This is a genomic window from Faecalibacterium sp. An58, from assembly GCF_002161515.1.
GTDB classification, from domain to species: Bacteria; Bacillota; Clostridia; order Oscillospirales; family Ruminococcaceae; genus Faecalibacterium; species Faecalibacterium avium.
Genome location: NZ_NFHX01000009.1, coordinates 1 through 25,007 on the forward strand (window position 1 = coordinate 1; position 25,007 = coordinate 25,007).

Annotated in this window: 28 protein-coding genes; 5 read left to right on the top strand and 23 right to left on the bottom strand. The window is 61.6% G+C overall.

Going from position 1 to position 25,007, the window contains the following annotated elements; all coding sequences use genetic code 11:
• Positions 1 to 364 precede the first annotated feature (364 nt).
• The 11 genes from B5G12_RS07450 to B5G12_RS07495 form a co-directional block, all read right to left on the bottom strand.
• Positions 365 to 532, bottom strand: a complete 168-nt coding sequence (locus B5G12_RS07450; protein ID WP_087324469.1) for a DUF6440 family protein — start codon at positions 530 to 532, stop codon at positions 365 to 367.
• A gap of 18 nt (positions 533 to 550) precedes the next feature.
• On the bottom strand, positions 551 to 2,962 hold the full coding sequence (gene pheT, locus B5G12_RS07455) for a phenylalanine--tRNA ligase subunit beta (protein WP_087324470.1): 2,412 nt from the start codon (positions 2,960 to 2,962) through the stop codon (positions 551 to 553).
• 18 nt (positions 2,963 to 2,980) lie between these two features.
• Positions 2,981 to 4,003 (bottom strand): phenylalanine--tRNA ligase subunit alpha, encoded by a 1,023-nt coding sequence (gene pheS, locus B5G12_RS07460; RefSeq protein ID WP_087324471.1) that lies wholly within the window; start codon positions 4,001 to 4,003, stop codon positions 2,981 to 2,983.
• Between the two features lie 461 nt (positions 4,004 to 4,464).
• Entirely contained in the window at positions 4,465 to 5,799 is a 1,335-nt protein-coding gene (aspS, locus tag B5G12_RS07465) for an aspartate--tRNA(Asn) ligase (RefSeq protein WP_087228159.1), read from the bottom strand.
• 131 nt (positions 5,800 to 5,930) lie between these two features.
• Positions 5,931 to 7,256 carry a hemolysin family protein gene (locus B5G12_RS07470; RefSeq protein ID WP_087324472.1) on the bottom strand — a complete coding sequence of 442 codons (1,326 nt, stop codon included), beginning with the start codon at positions 7,254 to 7,256 and terminating at the stop codon, positions 5,931 to 5,933.
• A gap of 242 nt (positions 7,257 to 7,498) precedes the next feature.
• On the bottom strand, positions 7,499 to 8,449 hold the full coding sequence (locus B5G12_RS07475; protein ID WP_087324473.1) for a GTP-binding protein: 951 nt from the start codon (positions 8,447 to 8,449) through the stop codon (positions 7,499 to 7,501).
• Between the two features lie 94 nt (positions 8,450 to 8,543).
• Positions 8,544 to 8,702 (bottom strand): hypothetical protein, encoded by a 159-nt coding sequence (locus B5G12_RS14630; protein ID WP_158099696.1) that lies wholly within the window; start codon positions 8,700 to 8,702, stop codon positions 8,544 to 8,546.
• A gap of 139 nt (positions 8,703 to 8,841) precedes the next feature.
• On the bottom strand, positions 8,842 to 9,261 hold the full coding sequence (locus B5G12_RS07480; protein WP_087324474.1) for a DUF2871 domain-containing protein: 420 nt from the start codon (positions 9,259 to 9,261) through the stop codon (positions 8,842 to 8,844).
• Positions 9,262 to 9,263: 2 nt separating this feature from the next.
• Positions 9,264 to 9,941 carry a hypothetical protein gene (locus B5G12_RS07485; protein ID WP_087228155.1) on the bottom strand — a complete coding sequence of 226 codons (678 nt, stop codon included), beginning with the start codon at positions 9,939 to 9,941 and terminating at the stop codon, positions 9,264 to 9,266.
• A 100-nt stretch (positions 9,942 to 10,041) separates the two neighbouring features.
• Positions 10,042 to 10,599, bottom strand: coding sequence for a TetR/AcrR family transcriptional regulator (locus B5G12_RS07490; protein ID WP_087324475.1), 558 nt, complete (start codon positions 10,597 to 10,599; stop codon positions 10,042 to 10,044).
• Between the two features lie 144 nt (positions 10,600 to 10,743).
• A complete protein-coding gene (locus B5G12_RS07495; protein WP_087324476.1) occupies positions 10,744 to 11,943 on the bottom strand; it encodes an MFS transporter in 1,200 nt (399 codons plus the stop codon).
• A gap of 152 nt (positions 11,944 to 12,095) precedes the next feature.
• Between B5G12_RS07495 and B5G12_RS07500 the strand changes: the two genes are divergently transcribed.
• Positions 12,096 to 13,019, top strand: coding sequence for an AraC family transcriptional regulator (locus B5G12_RS07500; protein ID WP_087324477.1), 924 nt, complete (start codon positions 12,096 to 12,098; stop codon positions 13,017 to 13,019).
• A 56-nt stretch (positions 13,020 to 13,075) separates the two neighbouring features.
• Here the strand turns inward: B5G12_RS07500 and B5G12_RS07505 are convergent, their stop codons facing one another.
• The 6 genes from B5G12_RS07505 to murD form a co-directional block, all read right to left on the bottom strand.
• The gene (locus tag B5G12_RS07505) at positions 13,076 to 13,300 is read right to left on the bottom strand and encodes a hypothetical protein (RefSeq protein ID WP_087324478.1); all 225 of its coding nucleotides are present in this window, start codon (positions 13,298 to 13,300) and stop codon (positions 13,076 to 13,078) included.
• Positions 13,301 to 13,334: 34 nt separating this feature from the next.
• Complete coding sequence (locus B5G12_RS07510; RefSeq protein WP_087324479.1) at positions 13,335 to 13,634, bottom strand: hypothetical protein; 300 nt, start codon at positions 13,632 to 13,634, stop codon at positions 13,335 to 13,337.
• A gap of 43 nt (positions 13,635 to 13,677) precedes the next feature.
• The gene (locus tag B5G12_RS07515; RefSeq protein ID WP_087228149.1) at positions 13,678 to 14,049 is read right to left on the bottom strand and encodes a hypothetical protein; all 372 of its coding nucleotides are present in this window, start codon (positions 14,047 to 14,049) and stop codon (positions 13,678 to 13,680) included.
• Between the two features lie 260 nt (positions 14,050 to 14,309).
• On the bottom strand, positions 14,310 to 15,569 hold the full coding sequence (locus B5G12_RS07520) for a methionine gamma-lyase family protein (protein ID WP_087324480.1): 1,260 nt from the start codon (positions 15,567 to 15,569) through the stop codon (positions 14,310 to 14,312).
• A 15-nt stretch (positions 15,570 to 15,584) separates the two neighbouring features.
• Positions 15,585 to 16,364 (bottom strand): GNAT family N-acetyltransferase, encoded by a 780-nt coding sequence (locus tag B5G12_RS07525; RefSeq protein WP_087324481.1) that lies wholly within the window; start codon positions 16,362 to 16,364, stop codon positions 15,585 to 15,587.
• Positions 16,361 to 17,770 carry a UDP-N-acetylmuramoyl-L-alanine--D-glutamate ligase gene (murD, locus tag B5G12_RS07530; protein WP_087324482.1) on the bottom strand — a complete coding sequence of 470 codons (1,410 nt, stop codon included), beginning with the start codon at positions 17,768 to 17,770 and terminating at the stop codon, positions 16,361 to 16,363. Before murD ends, B5G12_RS07525 begins: the two co-directional genes overlap by 4 nt.
• Positions 17,771 to 18,060: 290 nt before the next feature.
• On the opposite strand from murD, the gene B5G12_RS07535 reads away from it, so the two are divergent.
• Together B5G12_RS07535 and B5G12_RS07540 are read left to right on the top strand one after the other, a co-directional pair.
• Complete coding sequence (locus B5G12_RS07535; RefSeq protein WP_087324483.1) at positions 18,061 to 19,629, top strand: peptide ABC transporter substrate-binding protein; 1,569 nt, start codon at positions 18,061 to 18,063, stop codon at positions 19,627 to 19,629.
• Positions 19,630 to 19,653: 24 nt separating this feature from the next.
• The gene (locus B5G12_RS07540; RefSeq protein WP_087324484.1) at positions 19,654 to 20,103 is read left to right on the top strand and encodes a GNAT family N-acetyltransferase; all 450 of its coding nucleotides are present in this window, start codon (positions 19,654 to 19,656) and stop codon (positions 20,101 to 20,103) included.
• A 99-nt stretch (positions 20,104 to 20,202) separates the two neighbouring features.
• Here the strand turns inward: B5G12_RS07540 and B5G12_RS07545 are convergent, their stop codons facing one another.
• The 6 genes from B5G12_RS07545 to malQ form a co-directional block, all read right to left on the bottom strand.
• Positions 20,203 to 20,403, bottom strand: coding sequence for a helix-turn-helix transcriptional regulator (locus B5G12_RS07545; protein WP_087324485.1), 201 nt, complete (start codon positions 20,401 to 20,403; stop codon positions 20,203 to 20,205).
• Positions 20,384 to 20,758 (bottom strand): DUF3796 domain-containing protein, encoded by a 375-nt coding sequence (locus B5G12_RS07550; protein ID WP_087324486.1) that lies wholly within the window; start codon positions 20,756 to 20,758, stop codon positions 20,384 to 20,386. The genes B5G12_RS07545 and B5G12_RS07550 overlap by 20 nt, the downstream gene beginning before the upstream one ends.
• Positions 20,759 to 20,948: 190 nt before the next feature.
• Positions 20,949 to 21,359 carry a DUF6442 family protein gene (locus tag B5G12_RS07555; RefSeq protein WP_087324487.1) on the bottom strand — a complete coding sequence of 137 codons (411 nt, stop codon included), beginning with the start codon at positions 21,357 to 21,359 and terminating at the stop codon, positions 20,949 to 20,951.
• Between the two features lie 14 nt (positions 21,360 to 21,373).
• Positions 21,374 to 21,796 carry a hypothetical protein gene (locus tag B5G12_RS07560; protein WP_087324488.1) on the bottom strand — a complete coding sequence of 141 codons (423 nt, stop codon included), beginning with the start codon at positions 21,794 to 21,796 and terminating at the stop codon, positions 21,374 to 21,376.
• Positions 21,793 to 21,999: a type II toxin-antitoxin system RelB family anti-toxin gene (relB, locus tag B5G12_RS07565; RefSeq protein WP_087228139.1), complete on the bottom strand. Its 207-nt coding sequence runs from the start codon at positions 21,997 to 21,999 to the stop codon at positions 21,793 to 21,795. The genes B5G12_RS07560 and relB overlap by 4 nt, the downstream gene beginning before the upstream one ends.
• A gap of 181 nt (positions 22,000 to 22,180) precedes the next feature.
• Positions 22,181 to 23,782, bottom strand: a complete 1,602-nt coding sequence (gene malQ / locus B5G12_RS07570) for a 4-alpha-glucanotransferase (RefSeq protein ID WP_087324489.1) — start codon at positions 23,780 to 23,782, stop codon at positions 22,181 to 22,183.
• Positions 23,783 to 24,012: 230 nt separating this feature from the next.
• Here malQ and B5G12_RS14635 point away from each other — a divergent pair, with 230 nt between their 5' ends.
• Positions 24,013 to 24,162 (top strand): GNAT family protein, encoded by a 150-nt coding sequence (locus B5G12_RS14635; RefSeq protein WP_158098298.1) that lies wholly within the window; start codon positions 24,013 to 24,015, stop codon positions 24,160 to 24,162.
• Between the two features lie 82 nt (positions 24,163 to 24,244).
• Positions 24,245 to 24,901 carry a TetR/AcrR family transcriptional regulator gene (locus tag B5G12_RS07575; RefSeq protein ID WP_087228137.1) on the top strand — a complete coding sequence of 219 codons (657 nt, stop codon included), beginning with the start codon at positions 24,245 to 24,247 and terminating at the stop codon, positions 24,899 to 24,901.
• Positions 24,902 to 25,007: the final 106 nt, after the last annotated feature.

Below are 25,007 nucleotides of genomic sequence, written 5' to 3' on the forward strand. Positions count from 1 at the left end.
AAAGGTTCCGTTACAAGTATTCGATATTGTTCAATTTTCAAGGTCCTGCGCCGCGCTGTCTCTCGACCGGCGACCCATTTATTTTACCACATCCGTCTTTGCTTGTCAAGCTCTTTTTTGAAGCTTTTCGCAAGCTCTTTTGCGTTTTGTGGGCGCCCCGTGGAGCGCTCGAATATAATACTACACCCGGGGACTTTTGTCAACCCTTTTTTGCAAAAAAAGACAGACTTTTCCTTTCTTTCCTTTTCTACATCCCCGCTCCCCTATTCTGGACAGAAAAAGGGCCGCCTATGCAGCGCACAGGCAGCCCAATGTTTGCCAGGGCCAAAAGCCCTGTATCCTTATACCTATAATAAGGCAGGTGTCAGGTGTTGGAGGTGACCACCGGCTTGCCGTCCTTATTCAGCAGGACCGTCAGCCCTCCCGTGTTTCCATTTCTGTGGTACAGATAATTCACACCGGTCTCGGTGTCCACCCAGACCTCCACCACATCCAGCGCCCCCTGCGTATACACTTTCTTAAAACGTTCCATACCGGCGATCTCCTTTTCTCAACGGATCTCGATGTTCAGCTTGTACTTCAGGTTGCCCAGGATCTTCTTGATGGCACGGTCCACTTGCTCGGCATCCAGCTCGGCCTTGGGATCGGCCAGCACCACCGAGAAAGCCATACTCTTTTTGCCCTCGCCCAGATTCTTGCCGCGGTAGATATCAAACAGGCTGACGCCGCTGACCAGGGGGCTGGCCTTGCGGATGGTGTCCTCGATCTCCCCACAGGTGACCGCCTCATCGCAGACCAAAGCCAGGTCCCGCTTGACCGGCGCATAGGGGCTGATGGGCTGGTAGTGCAGATCGTTCTCGGCACAGTCGGACAGCGCCTCATAATCCAGCTCGGCCAGATAGATGTTCTGGTTTTCCTTCTCATCCTTGGCGATCTTCAGCTCGGCGTTGATCTCATTGGACAGCTTGCCAAAGACACCCAGACGCTTGCCCTTGCACCAGACCGAAGCGGCGATGCCGGGATGCAGCCAGGGCGTACCGGTCTCCCGCTCATAGGTGAAACTGAGGCCCAGCGACGCAGCCAGCGCCTCCAATGCGCCCTTGACGGTGAAGAAGTCCTCCCCGGGCCCAAAGACGCCCATGCAGAGGGTCTGACGCTCGTCGGGACGTTCGGTCAGGGGCAGGCTCTTGGGCAGATAGACGGGGGCCATCTCAAACAGGCGGCCGGCGCCGTTGCCCTTTTTCAGGTTGTCCACAATGACATTGAGCATGGAGGGCGCCAGCATGGTGCGCATCACCGACAGATTTTCACTGATGGGGTTGAGGATGCGGATCACCTTGCGGGCGGGGTCATCCGCGGGGATGTGCAGCATATCCAGCTCGGCGGTGGAATAGAACGCCAGGGTGGACGCCTCGAAGAAGCCCTGACCGGCCAGCATCCGCTTGACCTTGAGGGCGCGCTTCTGCTCGCTGTTCAATCCGCCATTGGTGATGGCCCCTGTCTTGAGGAAGGTGGGCACGATGTGGTCATAGCCATATTCCCGGATGACCTCCTCGGCCAGGTCGGGATAGCCCTCCACGTCCTCCCGGTAGGGCGGGACGCTGACCTTCCACTGGCCGTCCTCCACCGTCACTTCAAAGTTCAGGCGGGTCAGAATGTCGATCATATCCGGATCGGGCACGCGGATGCCCAGAACGGCGCAGATCTTTTCGGGGGTGGTGGTGATCACCTTGCGCTGGGTGGAGCGACCGTCGGTGCAGTCGAAAGCCAGAGTGGTGATATCGCCGCAGTCCAGCTGCTGGATCAGGTGCAGGGCGCGGGCCAGGCCCAGCTGGGGAGAACTGAAATCCACACCCTTCTCATAGCGGGCCGAGGAGTCACTGGACTGGCCCAGGGCACGGCTGGTCTTGCGCACCGAGTCACGGGCGAAGGTGGCGCACTCGAACAGCAGGCTGGTGGTGTTCTCATCCATCCCCGAGTTGGCGCCGCCCATGACGCCGGCCAGGGCCACAGGCTTTTCCGCGTCGCAGATCACCAGGTTGTTCTCCCCCAGGGTGAACTCTTTTTCGTCCAGGGTGACGATTTTCTCCCCGGGACGGGCGCGGCGGACGTCGATGCAGCGCCCGGCCACCTTGTCCAGGTCGAAGGCGTGCATGGGCTGGCCCATCTCCAATAGGGTGTGGTTGGTGATATCCACCACGTTGCTGATGGAGCGCAAGCCGCACAGGGCCAGATGCCGCTTGAGCCACCGGGGCGACTGGCCCATCCGGATGTTGCGGACGTAGTGGGCCATATAGCGGGGGCACAGGTCGGGGGCCTCCACCGTCACCGAGATGGGAGTGTCGGGCTCGCACACGGTCTGGTAGTCGGTGGCAGGCATATGCAGAGGCTTGTGCAGCACCGCAGCCACCTCCCGGGCGATGCCCAGGATGGACTGGCAGTCGGGGCGGTTGGCGGTGATGGAGATGTCAAAGATGGAATCATCCAGACCGACGATGGGGCAGATGTCCGCGCCGGGGACAGTGTCCTCCGGCAGGATCAGCAGCCCATAGACGTCTGCGCCGGGGTACAGGTCATCGTTCAGGCCCAGCTCCTCCCCCGAGCACAGCATACCGTTGGATTCAAAGCCCTGCATCATACGCTTTTTGATCTGGATGCCGCCGGGCAGGGTGGCGCCGTCCAGAGCGGCGGGGACATGGGCCCCCACAAAAATGTTGGGCGCACCGGTGGTGATGTGGATCTCATGGCCGTAGTCGCCGCAGTCCACGATGCACTTGCTCAGGTGGGTGCCCTCCTGTTTTTCGATGGAGGTGATGACGCCCACCACCACCTTGTGGATTTCAGCGGACAGGTCGATCCGCTCCTCCACCTCAAAGCCGCAGGAAAAGAGGCGGTCCTCCAGCTCCTGGGCCGTAATGTCGATCTCTACCAATTCCTTCAACCAGCTGAAAGGTACTTTCATCTTAACCCATCCTCCCTCTTATTCATGGAACTGCCCAAGGAACCGCAGGTCGTTCTCAAACATCAGACCGATGTTGTTGATGCCGTACTTCAGCATGGCGATGCGCTCGATGCCGATGCCGAAAGCGATGCCGGAGTAGACCTCGGGATCGATGTTGCAGTTGCGCAGCACCTTCTGGTTGACCACGCCGCCGCCCAGGATCTCGATCCAGCCGGTGTGCTTGCACAGGCTGCAGCCCTTGCCATGGCAGGCAAAGCAGCTGACATCCACCTCGACGCTGGGTTCGGTGAAGGGGAAGTAAGAGGGGCGCAGACGGGTGCGCACCTCGCTGCCGAACAGGCGCTGGACGAACACGTCCAGCATACCCTGCAGATCGCACAGGGTGATTCCCTTGTCCACCACAAGGCCCTCCATCTGGTGGAACATGGGGCTGTGGGTGGCGTCCGAATCCGAACGGAACACCCGGCCGGGCACCAGCACCTTGATGGGGGGCTTTTCGGCGTCCATGGTGCGGATCTGGCCGGTGGAGGTCTGGGTGCGCAGCAGCAGTTCGTCGGACAGATAGAAGGTATCCTGCATATCCCGGGCGGGGTGATCCTTGGGCACGTTCAGCCGGGTAAAGCAGTGGTCGTCGTCCTCAATCTCGGGGCCCTCATAGATCTCAAAGCCCATCCCTGCAAAAGCGTCGATGATCTGGTTGCGCACCAAAGTCAGGGGATGCAGCCCGCCGGTGGGACGCACCTTGGCGGGTAGGGTGATATCCACCGTTTCGGCAGCGTTGCGGGCGGCCAGCTCCAACTGGTTGACCCGGGCGGCTGCCTGGTCATAATCCGCCTGCACCTTCTGTTTCAGCTGGTTGACGGCCTTGCCCATGGCGGGACGGTCGGCGGGGGCCACCGTGCGCAGATCCTTCATCAGGGCGGGGATCTGTCCGTTCTTGCTCAGGTACTTCTGCCAGAAAGCCGCCAGGGTCTCTTTGGAGGACACCTGCGCCAGGTCTGCCTGGACCTGCTTTGCCAGCTCATCTATGATTGCCTGCATACATTTCCTCTCCTTTTTCAAAGCTCTCTCGTTGCTTCGGGACGGAACAGAAAAGGGCCCCGTCCCCTGCCGGCCAAAGCCAGCCAAGGGACGGAGCCCTGTCGAATACTCCGTGGTACCACCCAAATTCCGCGCAGGTGCGAAGCTGCACGGCACTCAAACGCCGTAACGGGGCACGCCGTCCCGCACTACCGGGCAGCCGAAAGCCGCCTTTCCCGCAGGCCGCTCGGGAGCGAACTTCCCCGCTGCCGCCTCCGGGAGCCCTTTCAGCCGGTGGAGCTCCTCTCTGGGACCAGGCGCGCCGCGGATACTTTCTCCGTCATCGCGTTTTATACATCGCTTTGCTTATAGTAGCACAAAACGCCGGCTTTTGCAAGCGCCGCCCGGCAAAAAAAGGAGGACGCCCCCCGCCGGGAGGCGTCCCTTTTGTATCACAAATGCCGCGCAGCCGGACCGCTCCATCACGGAGTCAGACGGTTGGGACCGCGGAACAGGAACATGCATTCCTTGATGCTCAGGCCGACCAGCAGCATGGTCAGGCGGTCCACGCCCAGGCCAAAGCCGCCGTGGGGCGGGCAGCCGTAGCGGAAGAACTCCAGATAGAACTTGATGTCCTCGCCCAGGCCCTTCTCCTCCGCCTGCTTTTTCAGCACTTCGTAGCGGTGCTCACGCTGGGCGCCGGTGGTGATCTCCACCCCGCGCCAGATCAGGTCATAACCCTGGGGCACGCCGTTTTCGTCCCGCATATGGTAGAAAGCCCGCTTGTCGGCGGCATAGTCGGTGACGAACAGGAATTCATGGCCATAGTGCTTTTTGACCCAGTCGTAGCTCAGGCGCTCGGCCTCGGTGGTCAGATCGCCCTTTTCCGACTCATCCACCGTGTAGCCAAAGTCCTCCTCCAGACCCTTGTACAGGTCGGCCAGCTTGACCACCGGGAAGGGAGTCTCCGGCACCACCACCGGCAGGCCGAAGGTCTCCTCGATCTCCTGGCCGTAGGCGTCCTTGACCGCCTGCAGAGCGGCCTTCAGCAGACCCTCCTCCATCTGCATCACATCCCGGAAGGAATGGATGTAGCTGAACTCCAGGTCAAAGCCGGTGAACTCGGTGGTATGCTTGTTGGTGTAAGACTTCTCGGCACGGAACACAGGCCCCACCTCGAAGATCCGCTCAAAGCCGCTGGCCATGGCCATCTGCTTGTAGAACTGCGGGCTCTGGGCCAGGTAGGCATTGCGGTCAAAGTAATCCACCTTGAACACTTCCGAGCCGCTCTCGCTGGCAGCAGCGATCAGCTTGGGGGTGTGGATCTCGATGAAGTGGCGGTCCAGCAGGTACTGCCGCATGGCGGCCACCATGACGGTCTGGGCCTTGAACATCAGCTGGTTCTCGTCGGTGCGCAGGTCGATCCAGCGGTAATCGATCCGCTGGTCGATGCTGGAGCGCTCCACCGCCTTCTTTTTCTTGGTGGCGGCGATCTCCTTGCGGACGATGGGCAGCGGGTCGGCAATGCTCTCGATCTGGATGGTGTCGGGGATCATCTCGATGCCGCCCATCTTGACATAATCGTTGGCCATCACCTTGCCCACCACCGTGATGACCGAGTCGCCGGTCAGCCGGTCGATGGTGTCCACCAGATCCGGGTGATCTTCTTTTTCAATGGTGATCTGCAGCTTGCCAGTGATATCCTTCAGCACGATGAAGGCCATCGCCTTGCTGCTGCGCAGATTTTCAATGAAGCCCTGGACCTTGACGGCCTCGCCGATGTGCTCCCGGACTTCGGAAATATAGGTTCGATCCATTCCAATCCTCCCCATTTGATGACCTTGCGCCGGTCATATTCCATACAATAAGCCAATAGCTTTTCTTATTATACTGTATTTCGGCGCAAAATCAAGCGGGAATCTTGATTTCAGCCGGCGCTGTGCGTCTCTTAGTCCTCGTTCTGCTGCTGAGGCGGCACATCGGGCCGGGTCTTTTCCACCACAGCCGTATCCACGCGGTGGCCCGCCACGTTTTTGACATTGATCCTGAGGCCATAGCCCTCGCAGGTGAACTGCTCCCCTTCGTCGGGCACCCGGCCCACGATGCCGCACACCAGACCGTTGAACGTCTCGTGCTCATCGGTGGGCAGCTGGACATCCAGCTTTTCAGCCACTTCCTCCAGGTCGGCCGAACCGCGGATCTCCCAGCGGCTGTCGCCCAGCTGGCGGATCTCCACCTGGCGGACGGTGTCCTCGTCGTCCATGTCGCCCACCAGCTCTTCCATCAGATCGTGGACCGTCACGATGCCGCTCATGCCGCCGTACTCGTCGATGACGATGGCAAAGTATTTGCGCTCCTGCTTCATCCGGCTGAACAGAGCGTCGGCCCGGATGCCCTCAGGCACAAAGAAGGGTTTATCCACGGCGTTCTTCATCACCGAACGGCGGGACAGGTCGTCCAGCCGGAAATAATCCTTGGTATTCAGCACGCCCACCACATCGTCCTGGCTCTCGCCGCACACCGGGAAGTAAGTATAGTGGCTGTCCCGGATGGTCTTGGCCCAGACGTCCATATCGTCCTCCAGGTAGAGGCACACCACATCCCTGCGGCGGGTGCTGACCTCCTCGGCGGTGGTATCGTTCAGTTCAAAGACGTTCTGGATGATCTCGTTTTCGTCCGTCTCGATGGTACCCTGCTGGGCGCCCTCCATCAGCTTCATCTTGATCTCGTCCTCGGTGACGATCTCCTCATTCTGGTTGGGGTCGATGCCCAGGGCCCGCAGCATCACGTTGGTGGAAGCGGTCAGCAGCCAGACCAGAGGCGCGCAGATCTTGGACATAAAAAAGAGGATGCCCGCCAGGCTCAGCGAGAGGCTCTCGGTCTTTTTCATCGCCAGGCGCTTGGGCACCAGCTCGCCAAAGACGATGCTGAAATAGGTCAGCACCAGGGTGATCAGCACCACCACGGCCGAGTGCAGGGCGCTGCGGGGAATGGCCACCCCCAGCGAAAGGATCAGGTCAACAATGGGATCGGCAAAGTTTTCCGCCGCAAAGGCGCCGCCCATCAGGCCGGCCAGGGTGATGGCCACCTGGATGGTAGCCAGGAACTTGGAGGGCTGCTCGGTGAGGGACAGCAGCTTTTTCGCGCGCTTGTCCCCCTCCTCCGCCAGCATCTTGAGCCGGCCCTCGCTCATCGAGATCACCGCGATCTCCGAGCTTGCAAAAAGCGCGTTGACCGCGATCAGAACGGCTTGTAAAATCAAAGCACCAATCATAACAATTATTTCTCCTATCTATGTCATAAAAGTTTTGAACGCAAAAAAGCACAGCCCGCAGCTTGAAAAAGTGCAGACTATGCCTTATAAATTCATCCGATTCATAACACGCCGAGGAGAAACAAAGGCGGCCGTATGGGGATCCCCATCCGAACTGTCTTCCATCGAGCTGTTGCACCTCCCTTTCTGTACAAATTGAGGTCATTATACCACACACAAAGGGAAATGTCAACTTGTATCCATCAGGCGGGCAGTTCCGCCCCCAAATGATCTGCGATGCGCTGTCTGTCCAGCCCCTCCCCGATGACGATGATGACCTCCTGTCCCTGGGGGATGGGGCGGAGGGTCAGGCTGTCCGGGGTGGCGTTCAGCTCCAGCCACCCGTCCTCTGCCGGCAGGAAGCCCTTGACCCGGAAGATCCTGCCGCAGGCCGCGTCCGACCACAGATCCTTCACCCGCTGGCGCAGCGTCGGGGCCGGCAGGTCCACATGGAGGAAGTAGGCCGACTCGAAGCCCCCCGCCGTTTCCAGCGTGCGTTTGGGGCAGCTGGCCTGCTTCCAGCCGCAGGCCGCCAGGCGGGCAAAGTCCCGGTCGGTGAGGTCATCCCAGTTTTTGGCCAAAACGTCCTCCCCGCCGGAAAACCGCCGGCTGCATCCCGCCGCTTCCAGCGCCCGGTCCAGATGGGCCACCGTGGCGGCGGCCCGCCCGGCACCGGCCTCCTGGGTCCGGCTCAGCACGACGCAGCCGGCGCTGGCAGCCTCGCTGGCCAGCAGGTATTCCGCCTCTCCGGACAGGTCCTCCTCCAGGCAGGCGTCCAGAATGGTGATCACGCTGCCCGGCTCATACCAGCGGTCCACCGGGGATTCACAGAGGGCGTCAAAGAACTCATCCACGTCATAGATGCCCGACGGCTCCACCAACACCCGGTCATAGCCCAGCATCCCCATGGCGATCAGCTTGGTGCGGAACCGCCGCTTATGGCAGTCGGCGCAGCACCCGCCCGAGATCATCTCCAGGTCGCACTGGGGGCCTTCCAGCCCCTGCAGCAGCATCATATCCACATTCACCGCACCATAGTCGTTTTCCAGAATGCCGATCTTCTGCCCCTGGTCCATCAGCCAGCGGGCATATTTCTGGATGAAGGTGGTCTTCCCCGCCCCCAGAAAGCCGGTGATCAAATCGATTTTTATCATAGAAAAGCCTCTCCTGGCAATCATTTTTATGGGTTTGTCCTGCCCTATTATTATAGCACGTTCCCCGCAGAACGCAACCAAGGAGCAAGCGCTTTCAGACTTCTCTTTTTTCCATCCCGGCCTTGCGCTGGGACAAAAGCAGTCCCGCCAAAGTGAGAGCCGTACCCACCCCGGTGCGCCCCCCCAGAATCAGAACAGAAGCCACCAGACGCAGCTGGCCATCGTAGACCACTCGGCGCGTCCCTTGCTTCATCTGTCCGCCCCCTCGCCGTCTGTCCTACCGGTATTATACTACACCCCGGGCCGGCAGTCTTGTAAAATAGCTTCAAAAAACAGCAGGCCGCCCGGGCTGGCGCATACCAGCTGCCGGGCGGCCTGCCGCCTTGGTTTTGTTATACCCGTGTTTCGATGACGCTGTGCCTGATCTGCAGCAGCACAAGCACCAGGCTGACCCCCAGCAGGATGTGGCCGATCCCCGCAATGCCCGAGATGGCTGCATCCAGCCCGGAGGACAGAGGGCTGCCTAGCACCTGCACCACCCCGCGGACCGCCAGCATCAGGGCGGTCAGGTTCAGCCCCGCGTGGTAGACGGCCAGCACCGGCCCGGTCTTGTGGGTGGTGAAGCGGAAGCTCTTTTCCAGCAGGAGAAGCAGCAGGAAGAACACCATACCCAGCAGAAAATAATGGGTATGTACCACAGAGAGGGCCGTCTTTCCGGTGTAGCCGGTGAACCGGGTGAACTCCCGGTAAAACACCCCTCCCACCATGGCCAGCACGGCATAGAGAAGGGCGGTATGGATGTAGCGTTTCATGGTCAGTTCTCCTTTCCTTTCTGTTCCTGTTTCATTGCAAAGTAGCCGATCAGCACCGTCCACACATAGGCGCAGGTCTTGGGGATCATCAGCATCCCGATCATGGGCACGGCGTCAGCCCACAGCACCACCGGGATATAAAAGCCAAAGCTCAGCACGATGGTCAGCCACATCCAGCGGAAGGCGCGGTCCTTGTGCTGTTTGGCACTGCGGTAAAACAGGCAGATGATCACCAGCCCCAGCGCCGCAAAGGGGACGTTGCGGGCAATGCCCCAGCTGAGGGGCGCGTCCGCGCGCAGCCACTGGTTTTGGGGCATCATGCACAGCAGCACCCGCAGCCCGGCCAGCCCGTACACCGCAGCGGTCAGGCCGCGCCGGCCGGCGATCTGGTAGCGCTTGCGCCACACATGGTACAGCAGCAGATAGAATACCGTCATGGTGATGGATGTGATCCACTTGCCAGCCCCCAGGGCCGCCGTGTAATGTTCCAGCCCGGTGGTGCACAGAGCCACCGCCCGGGGCACCAGGTGGAACGAATCCCCCGCCCCCAGAACCACCGCCATCCAGCCGAACAGCCGGTATTGGCTGCCCGGCCTGCTCTGCCGGATCATCAGCACCCCGATGGTGATGACCGAGATCAAATAGACCGCGTCAAAAAGCGTTTCCATAACAGCCTGCATTGTATCAACCTCCCTGGTTCTCCCGCCGGGCGTTTCCGCCCGGCCCTGTTATGAACAATGTTCAAGTTCATGGGCAAAAAAGCCGCCTTGCGGCGGTGCCTCAGTAGAGGGTGCGGCGGATGATCTCCAGCGCCGGGGCATAGTCGAAGTCCTGCCGCAGCATGGCCGAGAGCATCAGAGAAAACAGCACGTCCGCGAACCGTTCCGGCGTGAAGCGGCTGTCAAACGCGCCGGGACGCACCCGGGGGTCCTGCCGCAGCACGGCGCACAGGGCGTCCAGCAGCTGCTGCCAGGCCCGCTGCATCCGGCGCCGCCCGTCCTGCTTTTCGTCGCCGGTAAAGCGCAGGGCGTGGAGGGTAAAAAAGCCCGGATAGGCCCTGCTCCCGTACTCCATCCGCCCATACAGCCAGGACACGCAGGCCGCCGTATCTGCAAAGCCCTCTGTCCCCTGGGGCAGCTGGAAGATCTCCTGCCATACGCTTTCCACCACGGCGCCCACCAGCTCGGCCTTGGAACCGAAATAATTGTAGATCGATCCCACCGACACCCCGCAGGCCTGGGCCACCGTGCGGATGCTCACCACACCCCAGCCCTGCCGCTGGATCAGCTGGCGGCTGTGCTGCAAAATGTCCTCTCTGGATGTCACCACGGTATTCATACTGTCTCACCACCTCAAACTGAACAATGTTCAGTATAGCATTCCGCCGCGCTCCTGTCAAGGGGGGGTGGAAAAACCTTCCGCTGCACAAAAAAACAGCAGAGGGGCAGGCCCCATCTGCTGCTTGCGGCTGAATCTCTCTTTTCAGGATGCGCGCTGCCGTGCGGCCCGCAGGACCGACTGGCGGCTGGCCGCCCGGTTGGCGCCCTCGTTCATCACAGTCATCAGCACCAGGATGGCCAGCAGGTACAGCGGCATCAGGCTGATGGTGATGTTTTGGGCGATCAGGCCAAAAAGGGGCGGCATCAGGCAGGTGCCCACATAGGCGCTGGCCATCTGCAGGCCGATCACCGCCTGGGAGTGGGAAGCTCCAAACCGGGCCGGGGTGGCATGGATCATGCTGGGGTAGATGGGGGCGCAGCCCAGACCGATCAGCACAAGGCCCGCCTGGGCCGCCCAGCTCGAGGGCAGCAGCATGGCAGCCACCCCCGCCAGGATGATCCCCTGCCCCAGGCGCACCATCCGTACATCCCCAAGGGCAGTGGTGATAAAGCCGCAGGCCGCCCGGCCCACCGTGATGCCGATGTAGAACAGGCTGACCAGCTGGGCCGCCCGCTCAGCCGAAAGGCCGCTGTGCAGCACCAGGTAACTGCCCGCCCACAGTCCGGCGGTCTGCTCAACGGCGCAGTAGCAGAAGAAAGCTACCATGGCGTTTTTGGCGCCGGGGATGCGCAGAGTCTGACCCAGGGACAGCGCCTCGCGGGCCTGGTCGTCCTCCTGCTGACCGGCGGCGCCGGGCTGGCGCTTCCACAAAGGCAGGCTGAAGATCAGGACAGCGGTCAGCACCACCTGCAGCAGGGAGATGTACCGGTAGCCCATCTGCCAGCCCTGTCCGCCGGACAGGGCGTAGCTGATCAGGTTGGGGCCCACCAGGGTGCCCACGCCCCACATGCAGTGCAGCCAGCTCATGTGCCGGCTGGCATAGTGGATTGCCACATAGTTGTTCAGGGCCGCGTCCACACTGCCGGCGCCCAGGCCATAGGGCACCGCCCACAGGCACAGCATCCAGAAGGACGTGGAGGTGGAAAATCCAAACAGGGCCGCCGCCGTCAAAGCCACACTGCAGGCCGTCACCCGGCCGGGGCCCAGGGCCCGGGTCAGACGGTCGCTGCCCAGGCTGGAGACGATGGTCCCCGCCGAAATGATCATCGAGATCACCCCTGCAAACGAGACCGGCACCCCCAGCTCCCCATAGATGGACGGCCAGGCCGAACCCAGCAGCGAGTCGGGCAGGCCCAGACTGATGAAGGCCAAATAGATGACCCCAAGCAACAAATGTACCATAGTGTTTCCTCCTGATGTTCTTTCCTGCGCGCCCCGTGGCCTGCGCGGCCGGACAGGGTTTCCAAGCGTATCTAGAATACCGCCAAGTTCCTCTTGATTCAATCCATAAAACGCCGTATACTATAAAAGAAACGACAAAAAGGAGGCCGACTATGGGTCTGAAAGTCTGCGGGATCAACCCCGATCTGAACATCACTCCCCAGCGCCGGGAGCTGCAGCCCCATGGCACCCTGGATTTCCCCTGCGCAGGCTATGCCGAGTGTTATTCCCCCGACCCCGACCACGCGCTGCCCTGGCACTGGCACGACGATCTGGAGGTCATCTACATCCTTTCGGGCCAGCTGACCGCCGAGACGCCGGGGGTCCGGTACGAGCTGGCCGAGGGGGACTGCATCGCCTTCAACGGAGGGGTCCTGCACAGCGCCAACACCAGCACTTTCTGTGAGATCCGTTCGGCGGTGTTCAGCGCCGATCTGATCACCGGCGGCAAGGACACCGTCTTTGCCAAAAAGTACATCCTTCCCCTGCTGGACTGCTACGCCTTCCGGGCCTTCAAACTGGACCGGGAGGCCGACACCGACGCCATCCAGGCGTTCCGGGAGGCCTGCAACGCCCTGGCCGCCGAGCGCCCCGGCTATGAATTTGTGGTGCGGGACAAGCTGTCGGCGGTCTGCATGGCCCTGTACCGCCACTATGCCTCCGATTTCCAGCAGGCGGGGCCGCTCCGCTCCAACCTGGATGAAGTGCGGATGCAGCAGATGCTCACCTGCATCCAGGAGAACTTTTCCCATGGGCTGACCCTGGCGGATATCGCCCGGGCTGCCGGCATCGGCGAGCGGGAATGCCTGCGCTGCTTCCAGAAGACCATCCACATCCCGCCCATGCAGTACCTGCTGAAATACCGCATCATGCAGGGGGCCGACATCCTGCTGGCCCGCCCCGACGAGAGCATTGCGCAGGTGGCCGCGGCCTGCGGCTTTGACAGCCCCAGCAATTTCTCCCAGCAGTTCCGGCGGTTTTACCGCTGCACCCCCCGGGAATACCGCCTGCGGGGGGCCGCCCGCCAGCAGCCATGACAAAAACAAAACGGCAGAGCGCCTTTGTACAGGTGTGCTCTGCCGTTTTTATGGATTTACCTGTGGGCGTCCCGGGCTTCCTTCTCCCGCTGGGCCTGTTCCTGCCGGAGCCGTTCTTTGGCCTGGGCCACCGTCTCCCCGTCTTGGGTCAGGTACTGGTCCACAAAAGCATCCTCGATTTTAGTGTAACCGCCCACCACAGCGTTTTCGATCTTGTCAAACGCCCCTGTCACCTGCCGGGCGATCTTCTCATTGGCTTTGACCAGCTTTGATTTTGCCATCCTGTTCCGTGTCCTTTCTGCACCGTTCGTTGCCTTACCAGGGCAGCAGCTGATCCAGCAGGCTGCGGCCTGCCTCCAGCGCCCCGTCGATGAAAGCTCTGCCCCGGTCCATCGAATCCTGGATGGCCGCCCCCAGGCCGCCCTGGCCCCTGAACAGTCCCAGGACGCTGCCGGCTGCCACGCCGGCTGCGCACAGCAGCGCACCCGATACGCCCAGGGCCACCACGGCCTTGACGACCGTCTCGGCGGACGCGCCGCCGGTGGCCTCCCGTTGTTCCGGACTGGTCAGGGCGGTGCAGTTGGCGGGCAGCTTAATGGTATCATTGGTTTTCATGGTGATTCTCCTTTTCGTCTGTCTTTCTTATAAATGGATCGGTTCAGTCTTCCAGGCCGCGGGTCAGCGGGATGAGGCACAGCAAAATCACAATGCCCAGCAGGCCGATCACAATGCCGGCCACCAGTCTGCCCCACACCATGGAGAAGCACATTCCCACGCCCAGCATCAGGGCGCCCAGAATGCCCACCGCAATGCTCAGTATCATCTTGCCCGATACCTGGATGGGCGCTTTGTGCTCCATACGGCGCCAGAGGATGAAGGTGACCAGGGCCATCACGGCGCCCAGGCATCCGAATACCACGCCCGGCCGGAATGCGTTCCATTCCGGGATCAGGGCCATGCACATTCCAAGGGCGAACAGCACGCCGCTGACCGTACCCAGGATAAGGGTGATAAAACTGCTTTTTTTCATAACACTATAACCTCCTGTCCATGTTCTGCGATCGATGTTCTGCTTTGCATTTTGTCCGGGGCGATCCCTCCTGTCCTGCATTGCGGGAGCATTGTACACCTGTTTTGTTTCCGTTTGGTTAGAATTGTATCCCGCTTCTGTTTATTTTTCGCCCGGCACACAAAAAGCGTGTCGCAAAAGCGACACGCTGACGGCAGGTCTTTTCGATGCAGGTGGTACTTTTTGGCAGAATAGAACAGCGTGGGGTTTTCCGATACACCTTAGGCAAAATAGGCGTTCTGCACCGCCAGCAGCACCCCGGCGCGGCTGGCCGCAAAGTTCAGCCCGCCCTGCAGATAGCAGGTATAGGGGGCCCGCATGGGGCCGTCGCAGCTCAGCTCGATGGTACTGCCCTGGGTGAAGCTGCCGCTGGCCATGATGACCTCGTCGGTGTAGCCCGGCTCGGGGCAGGGTTCGGGGGCGGCATAACTGTCCACCGGGCTGGCCGCCTGGATCCCCCGGCAGAAGCCCACCAGCGCCTCGGCGGTGCCCGCGTCAAAGCAGGTGACGATGTCGTTGTGGCTGTCGCAGTAGCGGGGCACCGGCTTTTTGCCCACCAGCTCCAGCAGGCACTGGGCGTATATGGCGGTCTTAATGGCCTCGCACACCACCCCCGGCGCATAGTAGAAGCCCATGTACATCTCCCGGGGCGCGTCCAGGGTACAGCCCAGCTCTTTGCCCAGGCCGGGCGCGTTCAGGCGGTAGGCGCACTGCTCCACCAGATCCCGCCGGCCTGCGATGTAGCCGCCGGTGGGGGCGATCCCGCCGCCGGGGTTTTTGATCAGGCTGCCTGCGATCAGGTCCGCCCCCACCTGGCAGGGCTCCTGGGTCTGGGTGAACTCGCCATAGCAGTTGTCCACAAAGACGATGATCGAAGGGTTGGCCTCCTTGGCCACCCGGGCCACTTTGCGGATGGTCTCCAGGTCAAACGCGTTGCGCTGCATATAGCCCCGGCTGCGCTGGATATGGCAGACCTTGGCCCGGGGAGCCGCCGCCGTAATGGCCTGGTAGTCGGGAACAAAATCCACCCCCAGAGGCACCTCCTCGTAGCGGATGCCGTAGTCGGTCAGGGTGCCGGTCCCCTTGCCCTTGCCGTCTATGCCGATCACACCCTCCAGGGTGTCGTAGGGCCGGCCGGTAGCGGCCAGCAGGGTGTCGCCGGTGCGCAGCAGTCCAAAGAGGGCCACCGCCAGGGTATGGGTGCCGCTCATGAATTGGCTGCGCACCAAAGCATCCTCACAGCCCATGGCCTGGGCAAAGATCTGCTCCAGCTTGGCCCGGCCGGTGTCCCACAGGCCGTAGCCGGTGGTACCCAGCATATCGGTGGCCGACATCTGGTTGTCCGCAAAGGCGCGCAGCATCTTGAGCTGGTTGTAGTCGCGGATCTCCTCCGCCTGGCGGAAATAGGGGGCGCACAGCTCCATGGCCTTCTGGTCCAGAGCCAGCACCTCGGGTTTATAGTCAAAAAAACGTTCGATCATGGGTCGTATCTATCCTTATCCTTCCTGATTCTGTATCGTGTCCCCCACCTGGTAGGCATACAGCGGGGCGGCCTCGGCAAAGCCCAGCCTGCGGTAAAAGGCCCGGTTGCGGGGTTCGCTGTAAAAAACGCACTGCCAGCCCTCGGCCGACAGGGCGTTGGCCATGGCCACCACCAGCCACCCGCCCAGGCCCTGGCCGCGGCAGGCCGGGTCGGTGTGCAGCAAAGAGAGGTAAGCCTGGCCTTCAAACAGCGCATCGGCGCCCATGGTGGCCCGCAGCCGGCCCTGCCGGTCCCGCAGGCCCCACAGACGCGCCAGACCGTGGTTGACGGCGGTGCAGGTGCGGGAATAAAAGCCGTCGCGGTAGCCTGAATGGGTGGGAAACAGCAGCCCGGCGGCCTCCCCCACCCCGACCTCCCGGTCCGGAACGAAGCCCTCCGGCAAAGGCGGTTGGGGCAGGGCGCCGCCCGGCGGCAGCGTCAGCCCCGTATCCTGGACATCGGGGCGCAGGCCGGGCCAGCCCCGCAGGTCGGCCGGAGTCTGCAGGCAGCCCACCCCGGCAAACCGCAAAAAGCTGTGCAGTTCCTCGGGGTCATCGGGCAGGCCCGACATCCATGCACAGCCGTCCGACAACGAGAGGGCTGCGCCGCCGGCCAGATACAGCTGCACCGGCGCGCCGCTGTTGCCCGCCCACAGGGTCAGATCCCGCCCCAGCACCGCGTGCAGCATGGGGTCCCTGCGGGCCGCCTCCAAAAAGGCCTGCCGCTGGGCCGCAGTGGCAACGGCCGCGATCATTCCGCCTGCTCCGGCAGGCTGTTGACGATCTGCTTGTAGTGACGGCCCCGCACCTCGAAATTGGGGTACACATCAAAAGAGGCGCTGGCCGGGGACAGGCTGACCACATCCCCGGGGCGGGCTGCGCTGCGCGCCAGGGCCACCGCTTCCTGCATATCCCCGGCATGGAGGATCACCAGACCGCTGTCCTCAAAGCCGGGCTGCTGCCGCACCGCCTCCTCGATCCGGGGACCGGTGGCGCCCATCAGCACCAGCACCTTGACATGGGCCAGGATCTCGGGGGCCAGGGGCTGATAGGGGATCTTTTTGTCGTAGCCGCCCGCGATCAGGATGATCTTCTGCGCAAAGCTGCGCAGGCCCGCGATGGTACGGGTGGGGCTGGTGGCGATGGAGTCGTTGTAATAGGTGACCCCGTCCAGGGTGCGCACCGGCTCGATGCGGTGTTCCACTCCGGTGAAGGTGCTGCCCACCTTCTGGATGGCCTCGACCGGCACCCGGCCCCAGACCGCCGCAGCGGCGGCCAGCAGGTTTTCAATGTTGTGCAGGCCCCGCAGCTTGACGTCCTTCTGCGCCAGGAAGGGGGTCACCGTCCCGTGCTCGGCCATGCAGAGCATCCCGTCCTCCCGCAGGAACGCGCCGTTGTCGGTCTCATGCAGGCGGGTGAACCACACCTGCTCCCCCTTGCAGTCGGCCTGCATGGCCCGGGTGATGTCGTTCTCATACCCCAGCACGGCCCGGCAGGGAGGCTGCTGGTACAGCAGGATGTTCCGCTTGGCGTCGATGTACTCCTGCATATCCTTGTGGTGGTCCAGGTGGTTGGGGGTCACATTGGTGACCACCGCCACTTTGGGGCTCTTGCGCATACTGATCAGCTGGAAGCTGGACAGCTCCACCACGGCCACATCTTCCGGGGCCACCTCGGGCAGCATGGGCAGCAGCGCCGCCCCGATGTTGCCGCCCAGATGCACGGTGCGCCCGGCCGCCTTGAAAAACTCGCTGATGAGGGTGGTGGTGGTGGTCTTGCCGTCCGAGCCGGTCACCGCCACGATCTCGCAGGGGCAAAAATCGAAAAAGAGCTCCACCTCACTGGTCACCATGGTGCCGGCGGCAATGGCGTCCTGCAGGGGTTTCTGATAGAACTCAAAGCCGGGGGTGCGCAGGATGATGTCCTGCCCCTTGAACCCGTCCATGTAGTTCTCCCCCAGGCTCAGCCGGATGCCCAGGCGCCGGATGGTATCGGCATACGCGCCGAACTCCTCCACCGACTTTTTCCGGTCGCAGAGGGTCACTTCTGCCCCCAGGCCCACAAACTCCTCGATCAGGGTCTTATGGCTGACCCCCGCGCCGATGAAAGCCACCTTTTTGCCGCGCACCAGCGCAGCAAGCTGCTGCTGTTCCTTCTGCATAACAAAAACCTCCCCCGGGGCGTGGCGCCCCAAACTGCCGGTTGATTCAGACACAAGGTCTATTATAGCCCTTTTGGCTTCCGTTGGCAACGAAAATCCCAAAACAGAGCGCAAATCCCTGTTGTTTTTTCGCGGCCTTTCTGCTACACTTGACTTGTTCCGGCCGCCCGCTCGTCTGCACAAGGCTGCGCGGCATGGATCTTTTTCTGATGACATACCTATAAATCATGCTATACAGGATCCCGGCGCGGCGGCCCGCTGCGCCGGTCACGATAGAAAGGAACTGCACCTTGAAACGTTTTCTTGTTCGGCTGACGGCGGCCGTACTGGCAGCCGCCCTGCTGCTGCCCCTGGCGGGCTGCACCCAGGGGTCCGGCGTCAACAGCTTCACCTGGTTTGTGGAAGAGCTGCCCACCAACCTGGACCCCCAGGTAGCTTCGGCCGTATCGGACGTCATTGCCTGCACCAACCTCTGCGGCGGCCTGGTCCGCCTGGACGCCGAGGGCGATCCCCAGAACGATCTGTGCGAGAGCTGGAGCGTCTCCTCCGACGGGCTGGTCTACACCTTCCGTCTGAAAGAAGGGTTGACCTACAAGGCCACCCGCGGGGAGGCCACCAGTTACGCCATCACGGCGGAGGACTTTGTCTACGCCTTCCAGCGCATCTTCTCCCCCGAGACCCGCTCCCCTTACGCGGTGGAGTTTTCGGCCATCGAAGGGGGCAGCGCTGCTCTGGCCGGCCTGGCCGACCCCAGCGACATCGGAGTGGAGGCCGCCGACTCCCTGACGGTGGTGTTCACCCTCACCGAGCCGGACGACAACTTTGTCCACAAGCTGGCGCTGCCCGGCGCCATGCCCTGTGACGAGGAGTTTTTCCTCAGCACCGGGGGCAGCTATGGCCTGACCAGCGACACCACCCTTTCCAGCGGCAGCTTTTATCTGTACAACTGGACGTCCGGCGGCCTGTTCCTGCGCCGGGACGTCAGCGGCGGCCTGATCGACTCGCTGCGCCTGGTGCAGAATACCGGTTCGGCCCAGTCCGCCCAGGACCTGATCCTCAACGAGCGCTGCACGGCCGCCCTGGATGACACCAGCACTCCCACCAGCCTGCGCTCGGTCCGCTATTCCGACACCACCTGGTGTATGCTGTTCAACAGCCAGCATCCCGCCTTGTCCAACACGCTACTGCGGCAGGCTCTGGTCTCAGCGGCCCGGCAGGCGACTTCCCTGACGGTGGACACCAGCATCTACCAGCCTGCTTCCGGCCTCGTGCCCGAGGGGCTGTCGGTGGGCAGCGTGGACTACCGTCAGACCGCCGGCGATCCCGCCCCGGATCTGGGCAACGCCTACGTCCTCTACCGGGGCGCCCGCCAGACCGTCACCAGCAGCGACCTGATGGGCATTACCATCCTGGTGCCCGAAAGCGCCGGCCTGACCCAGGCGGTGGAATCCATCAACAGCGTCTGGCAGCGGGAATTGTCCCTTTTCTTCTCCATCGAGGAGGTGCCCGATGAGACGTTTGACGCCCGGATGGCGGACGGCGAGTACACCATTGCCATCGCTCCGGTCACCTGCACCGACGGCAGCGTGTATACCCTGCTGCGCAGCTTTGGCCCCGACGGCCTGTGCCGCTACGACGACGTGGGCTACGAGACCCTGCTGACCCAGAGCACCACTGCCGCCAACAGCACCGTCCGCTGCCAGCTGCTGGCCCAGTGTGAGCGGCAGCTGCTGGCCGAAGGGCTGGTCCTGCCCCTGTTCGCCCAGCAGAAGCGGCTGCTTCTGGCCGACGGTGTGGAAGGCCTGGTCTTTGATCCCTATGGCCCGGTGCTGGACCTGACCTGGACCGTCAAGAACTGACCTGTTATAAAAAGGAGAGCGTATATGGAGATCCTTCCCCTGCGTCTGCACCCGGAGCTGGCCGCGCAGGCCGCCGAGTGGTTCCATCAAAAATGGGGCGTACCCGCAGAAGATTACCGGCAGAGCATCGATGCCTGCCTGCAAGGCAGGGACGCCGTCCCGCAGTGGTATCTGGCGCGGGAAAACGGCCAGATCGCCGGCGGGGTAGGCGTCATCGAAAACGACTTCCACGACCGCAAAGATCTGTCCCCCAATGTCTGCGCCCTGTATGTGGAGGAGCCTTTCCGCGGGCAGGGCCTGGCAGGCCGTCTGCTGCTGATGGTCTGCGCCGAGATGGCCGCCCTTGGGGTCGATACCCTTTATCTCGTCACCGACCATACATTCTTTTATGAACGGTACGGCTGGAACTACCTGTGCATGGTGCAGGGAGACGACGGCCTCCCCATCCGGATGTACACCCGCCGGATCCGATGACAAAACCGGCCCTGCGCTAAAATGCACGGGGCCGGTTTTTTGCAGCCGTCAGCTCTTAGATAGAGTAAGCCATTTTCCGTCTCCCCTTTCGGTCCGGTCTCAGTCGTCCTCCACCGTAAAGATCTCCTCGATGGGCACCTCAAATACTTTGGCGATGTTCCAGGCCAGCACCAGCGAGGGGTTGTAGCGGCCCTTTTCCAGGTTGCCGATGGTCTCCCGCCGCACTCCGACCAGCTGCGCCAGCTCCTCCTGCTTCATGCTGCGGCGGGCGCGGTATTCCTTAATTCTGTTGTGGATCATGCCCTGCCCCCAAACTCTCTCTGGTGCGGTAATACGCCACCAGCAGTGCCTGCACCGCTACCGCCAGGCCCCACCCCGTGCAGACGCCATACAGCATGGCCTGCTGCAGGCTGTGCCCAAACAGGATACAGCCGGCGGTCACCACCCCTGTGGCGAACATATCGCAGTAGAATGCACGGGCGGCAGCCTTGTCCATGTAGCGGTCCATCATCTCGTCGGTCTGGATGAAGAAGTATTCGAAGTCCACCGCGAAGGCAAAAAAGGACAAAAAGTATTTTTCCTCCGTGAAAATGCCTACAAAGCCCAGCAGGGACAGCAGCCCCAGCAAACCCTCCATATAATACCTTGAACGCATAGGCGCCTCCTTTGTTATGCGGTGTATTTCTAACTTTATGTTAAAAATATACCATATAACCTGCAAACCGTCAATGGGCGTTGTGCACAGGATCGTCTCTTTCTTTCGCAGCATTCTGCCCCAGCGGCAGAGCAAAGCGCCCCTCCCCTCTGCCCGCGCAGAAGGAAGGGGCGCTTTTGGGTCCGGCTGCTCACATCTCTTTTTCGTATTTGCAGCGGCAATAGACGGCGTATCCCTCTACAAACAGGTAGGCAAACACCAGCAGCAGCAAAGCAGCCAGATCCACCTCCATCAGGGCGAAAGACACCATCAGCGCCCCGAAAACAAAGGTCATCAGATCGAATGCACGGCCCTTGGCATGGTCTGCAATGGCCACGTTCCGTTCATCCCGGCGGAGGATCTCCTGTTCCTTTTGCAGGGCGGGGTCATTTCGCATCGACCAGCGGGCCACCAGCTCCCCTGTGCCATGGCCGAACAGCCCGCAGCCCAGCCCAATGCAGACATAACCCAGGACGCTGCCGCCGGCTCTGACCTGCCACAGCCCTGCCAGCACCAGCAGCACCCCCAGGGCAGCGGTCAGCGGATCGCGATAGTTCTTCATCGTCTTGTCCTCCCTTACAGTTTCTTTTCAAAATTGCGATAGATGAGAATGCCCAAGATGTATTGGAACACAAGCAGAGCAAACACCATGGCGATCACCCAGGCCTGCGCCTGCAGCAGGGCCAGCAGCAGTCCCAGGAACAGCAGGACAAAGGACATGACCGCATTGCACAGCCACCCTGCCCGCATCCGCAGCATCTGCTTGCGCTCGTCCACTGCGTCGATGTGGTCCTGCCGCCTTTTGGCCTGGTAGGCCGCCTGGCGGGACGGAGCCTGCCACCACATCTGCCGGGCCAGGTGCACCCCCTCGGCCACAAGGGTGCCAAAGCCCATCCAAAAGACCAGATTGCTGTAATAGTCGGAGCGGATCGCCAGGCTGACCGCCATCAGCACCGCGCCCACGGCCATGTAAATGAGAAAGGGCAGTTTTTCTTTCATGGCTTTTCCTCCTCTTCATAGATGAAGATATCTTCGATGGTCAATCCAAAATACCGCGCGATCCGGAAAGCCAGCAGGATGGACGGATTGTAGCGTCCGTTTTCCAGCGAGCCGATGGTCTGGCGGGATACCTCCAGCGCACTGGCCAGCTCTTCCTGCTTGATGCCCCGGGCTTTGCGCAGTTCTTCAAGACGGTTTTTCATCCAGCACCTCCTTCCGGTCGGATGGAAAGTTTGCTTTCCGTAATCCCAGTATAGCAGATTCCGGCCAAATGTCAAGCGTCCTTTCCATTTTCCGCAAAAAAGCAGCAGGGCGGCACAGCGTTGTACTGTGCCGCCCTGCTGCGGGTCCATTTCCTTTCTTATCCCTGCGCCGCCCATTCCTTTATCTCAAAGATTTTTCTGCATCGCTTTTTCCGGCCGCAGCCTGGTCCGGGGCTGCGGCGGCATCCTCTTCCTCTTCCGGCTGGGAGATGGGTTTGGCGCGCCCATAGGTCTCGGACATCCGGCGGATGCGGGCGGCCAGCTCGGGAGTCAGAGCGTCAGCTTCCACGCGCCAGCGCCAGTTGCACCCCAGGGTCGAGGGTCGATTGATCCGGGCGCGGTTGTCCAGCCCCAGGTGATCCTGCAGGGGGATGATGCACCACCGCCCCACCGAAGCCATGGCGGTGCAGACAAAGTCCAGATACAGAGGCTCCACTGCATCCGGAGCCCGGTGCAGATAGCGGCAGACCGCCGCCCGCTCGGCATCGGTGATGCCGGTCTGGAACCAGCCGGCCACCGTCTCGTTGTCGTGGGTCCCGGTGTAGACCACACAGTTCTCGGGGTAGTTGTGGGGCAGATATTCGTTTGCGCCGCTGGAATCCCGGGCATCAAAAGCGAACTCCATCACCTTCATGCCGGGGAATCCGCAATCCGCCACCAGCTGACGGACGGTGTCGGTGAGATAGCCCAGATCCTCGGCAATGACCGGACGGTCTCCCAGGGCCTTTCGCACGGCGTCAAACAATTCTTTGCCGGGACCGGGCATCCACTGGCCGTCCCTGGCGTCGGGGGCGCCGGCCGGCACCCGGAAATACTCATCAAAGCCGCGGAAATGGTCGATGCGCACCACATCGTACCGCTCAAAGCAGGCGGCCAGCCGCTGGATCCACCAGCTGTACCCATCGGCCCGATGTATCTTCCAGTCATAGAGGGGGTTGCCCCACAGCTGTCCGGTGGCCGAGAAGCCATCCGGCGGCACCCCCGCCACGCCGGTGGGGCGGCCGTCCTTGTCCAGCTGGAACAGCTCAGGCCGGGCCCAGGTATCGGCGGAATCGAACGCCACATAGATGGGGATATCCCCGATGATCCGGATCTCTTTGCTGTTGGCGTATTCTTTCAGCCGGCTCCACTGGCGGTCGAATTCATACTGCACAAACTGCTGGAAGGCCACTTCCTCCCCCAATTCGCTGCGGGCCCGGGCCAGGGCATCCGCCCGGCGCAGGCGCAAGGGGTCGGGCCACTGGTCCCATGCGGCGCCCCCCTGCCGGTCCTTGATGGCCATAAAGAGGGCATAGTCCTCCAGCCAGGACGCATTCTTTGCCAGAAACTGCCGGTACTCCGCCTCCCCGGGGCCGCCCGCCGCACGCCATGCCGCAAAGGCCTGCCGCAGCAAGGGCCAGCGGTTGCGGTACAGTTTGCCGTAGTCGATGTCGGTGGGGTCGCTGCCCAGGTCGGCGGCGGCGCAATCCCCGGCACACAGCAGCCTCTCCTGGACCAGCGTCTCCAGGTCGATGAAATAGGGGTTGCCCGCAAAGGTGGAAAAAGACTGATAGGGACTGTCCCCATAGCTGGTGGGACCCAGCGGCAGGATCTGCCACAGGGTCTGCCCCGCGTCGGCCAGCCAGTCTACAAAGGCCCTGGCCTCTTTTGAAAAGCAGCCGATCCCATAAGGGCCGGGCAGGCTGCTGACCGGCATCAAAATGCCGCTTGCACGCTTGTTCATGGCTTCCTCCATTCTGCCGAACAGGATGTTCCGCTTGCACCCGCGTCTTTACGAAACATTACGAAACATTGGTATTATCTGCATTGTAGCTCTACCGTCCATAAATTGCAAGAGCTTTTTCTTGTTTTGGAGTATATTCCGCAGTTTTACCAAATGGAGTCCTGTGTTTTTATAGGTTTTGCAGAGGCGATTCTTCCGCGCCGCAAAAGTTTTTCGAATTGTTTCGCTGCTTGACGCCCGTACCGGCGTGCGCCCTGGCACGGCAGGCCGGATGCGCCCAGATCGAGCTGGTCACCAACCAGCGCCGCGCCGGGGCCCACCGCTTTTATCAGCGGGAAGGGATGCACAGCACCCATTACGGCTTCACGCTGCCTCTGTGAGCCGTACGGTCTTGACAAACGGCGCGCACACCTGTATACTGAATACATACCAAGAGAATGTTTTTGGAAGGGAGGCCGGTCTATGGCGCGGAACAAATACCCGGAAGAAACGGTGCAGCTGATCCTGGATACGGCCCAGCGCCTGTTTCTGGAAAAAGGCTATGACAACACCACCATACAGGATATCGTGGACCAGCTGGGCGGCCTGACCAAAGGAGCGGTGTACCACCACTTCAAGTCCAAGGAAGCCATCCTGAGCGCGGTGAGCGACCGGCTGTTTTATCAGAACAACCCCTTTGACGTGGTGAAGGACCGCACCGACCTGAACGGCCTGCAAAAACTGCGGGCGGTGGCCCGCGCCCACCAGTCGGATACGGACAGCACCAATCTGACCATCCAGCAGCTGTCCATCGCCCCCAACCCGGAACTGCTGGTGGATATGATCGTATCCAACCGGCAGATCCTGACCCCCTACTACCAGGCCATTCTGGAGGAGGGCAATCGGGACGGCTCGATCCACACCGACTACCCCCGGGAGCTGGCTGAACTGATGCCCATTCTTAGCAGTCTGTGGCTGATCCCCTCCCTTTTCCCCGCCACCAAAGAGCAGGCCAAGCGCAAGATGCTGTTTATGGGGGATATGCTGGAGAAAATGGGGGTCCCCTTCTTTGACGAGGAGATGCTGCGGGTGGTGGACGAATACTTTGAGCAGATCCCCGACTCCATCTATGAGAACTGACTATCCTGCCCCCTGCGGGGGGCTGTTTTTGGAGCTGTATACATTCGTTCGATCGGTATGTTTCAAAAGGCTGTGGCACAGGCCTTTTTTCTTTTGACTGCTATAC

What these genes read in the sequence shown, in the direction of transcription:
- B5G12_RS07450 (WP_087324469.1), bottom strand. Translation starts at nt 532, where the DNA reads ATGGAACGTTTTAAGAAAGTGTATACGCAGGGGGCGCTGGATGTGGTG.
- pheT (WP_087324470.1), bottom strand. Translation starts at nt 2,962, where the DNA reads ATGAAAGTACCTTTCAGCTGGTTGAAGGAATTGGTAGAGATCGACATT.
- pheS (WP_087324471.1), bottom strand. Translation starts at nt 4,003, where the DNA reads ATGCAGGCAATCATAGATGAGCTGGCAAAGCAGGTCCAGGCAGACCTG.
- aspS (WP_087228159.1), bottom strand. Translation starts at nt 5,799, where the DNA reads ATGGATCGAACCTATATTTCCGAAGTCCGGGAGCACATCGGCGAGGCC.
- B5G12_RS07470 (WP_087324472.1), bottom strand. Translation starts at nt 7,256, where the DNA reads ATGATTGGTGCTTTGATTTTACAAGCCGTTCTGATCGCGGTCAACGCG.
- B5G12_RS07475 (WP_087324473.1), bottom strand. Translation starts at nt 8,449, where the DNA reads ATGATAAAAATCGATTTGATCACCGGCTTTCTGGGGGCGGGGAAGACC.
- B5G12_RS14630 (WP_158099696.1), bottom strand. Translation starts at nt 8,702, where the DNA reads ATGAAGCAAGGGACGCGCCGAGTGGTCTACGATGGCCAGCTGCGTCTG.
- B5G12_RS07480 (WP_087324474.1), bottom strand. Translation starts at nt 9,261, where the DNA reads ATGAAACGCTACATCCATACCGCCCTTCTCTATGCCGTGCTGGCCATG.
- B5G12_RS07485 (WP_087228155.1), bottom strand. Translation starts at nt 9,941, where the DNA reads ATGCAGGCTGTTATGGAAACGCTTTTTGACGCGGTCTATTTGATCTCG.
- B5G12_RS07490 (WP_087324475.1), bottom strand. Translation starts at nt 10,599, where the DNA reads ATGAATACCGTGGTGACATCCAGAGAGGACATTTTGCAGCACAGCCGC.
- B5G12_RS07495 (WP_087324476.1), bottom strand. Translation starts at nt 11,943, where the DNA reads ATGGTACATTTGTTGCTTGGGGTCATCTATTTGGCCTTCATCAGTCTG.
- B5G12_RS07500 (WP_087324477.1), top strand. Translation starts at nt 12,096, where the DNA reads ATGGGTCTGAAAGTCTGCGGGATCAACCCCGATCTGAACATCACTCCC.
- B5G12_RS07505 (WP_087324478.1), bottom strand. Translation starts at nt 13,300, where the DNA reads ATGGCAAAATCAAAGCTGGTCAAAGCCAATGAGAAGATCGCCCGGCAG.
- B5G12_RS07510 (WP_087324479.1), bottom strand. Translation starts at nt 13,634, where the DNA reads ATGAAAACCAATGATACCATTAAGCTGCCCGCCAACTGCACCGCCCTG.
- B5G12_RS07515 (WP_087228149.1), bottom strand. Translation starts at nt 14,049, where the DNA reads ATGAAAAAAAGCAGTTTTATCACCCTTATCCTGGGTACGGTCAGCGGC.
- B5G12_RS07520 (WP_087324480.1), bottom strand. Translation starts at nt 15,569, where the DNA reads ATGATCGAACGTTTTTTTGACTATAAACCCGAGGTGCTGGCTCTGGAC.
- B5G12_RS07525 (WP_087324481.1), bottom strand. Translation starts at nt 16,364, where the DNA reads ATGATCGCGGCCGTTGCCACTGCGGCCCAGCGGCAGGCCTTTTTGGAG.
- murD (WP_087324482.1), bottom strand. Translation starts at nt 17,770, where the DNA reads ATGCAGAAGGAACAGCAGCAGCTTGCTGCGCTGGTGCGCGGCAAAAAG.
- B5G12_RS07540 (WP_087324484.1), top strand. Translation starts at nt 19,654, where the DNA reads ATGGAGATCCTTCCCCTGCGTCTGCACCCGGAGCTGGCCGCGCAGGCC.
- B5G12_RS07545 (WP_087324485.1), bottom strand. Translation starts at nt 20,403, where the DNA reads ATGATCCACAACAGAATTAAGGAATACCGCGCCCGCCGCAGCATGAAG.
- B5G12_RS07550 (WP_087324486.1), bottom strand. Translation starts at nt 20,758, where the DNA reads ATGCGTTCAAGGTATTATATGGAGGGTTTGCTGGGGCTGCTGTCCCTG.
- B5G12_RS07555 (WP_087324487.1), bottom strand. Translation starts at nt 21,359, where the DNA reads ATGAAGAACTATCGCGATCCGCTGACCGCTGCCCTGGGGGTGCTGCTG.
- B5G12_RS07560 (WP_087324488.1), bottom strand. Translation starts at nt 21,796, where the DNA reads ATGAAAGAAAAACTGCCCTTTCTCATTTACATGGCCGTGGGCGCGGTG.
- relB (WP_087228139.1), bottom strand. Translation starts at nt 21,999, where the DNA reads ATGAAAAACCGTCTTGAAGAACTGCGCAAAGCCCGGGGCATCAAGCAG.
- malQ (WP_087324489.1), bottom strand. Translation starts at nt 23,782, where the DNA reads ATGAACAAGCGTGCAAGCGGCATTTTGATGCCGGTCAGCAGCCTGCCC.
- B5G12_RS07575 (WP_087228137.1), top strand. Translation starts at nt 24,245, where the DNA reads ATGGCGCGGAACAAATACCCGGAAGAAACGGTGCAGCTGATCCTGGAT.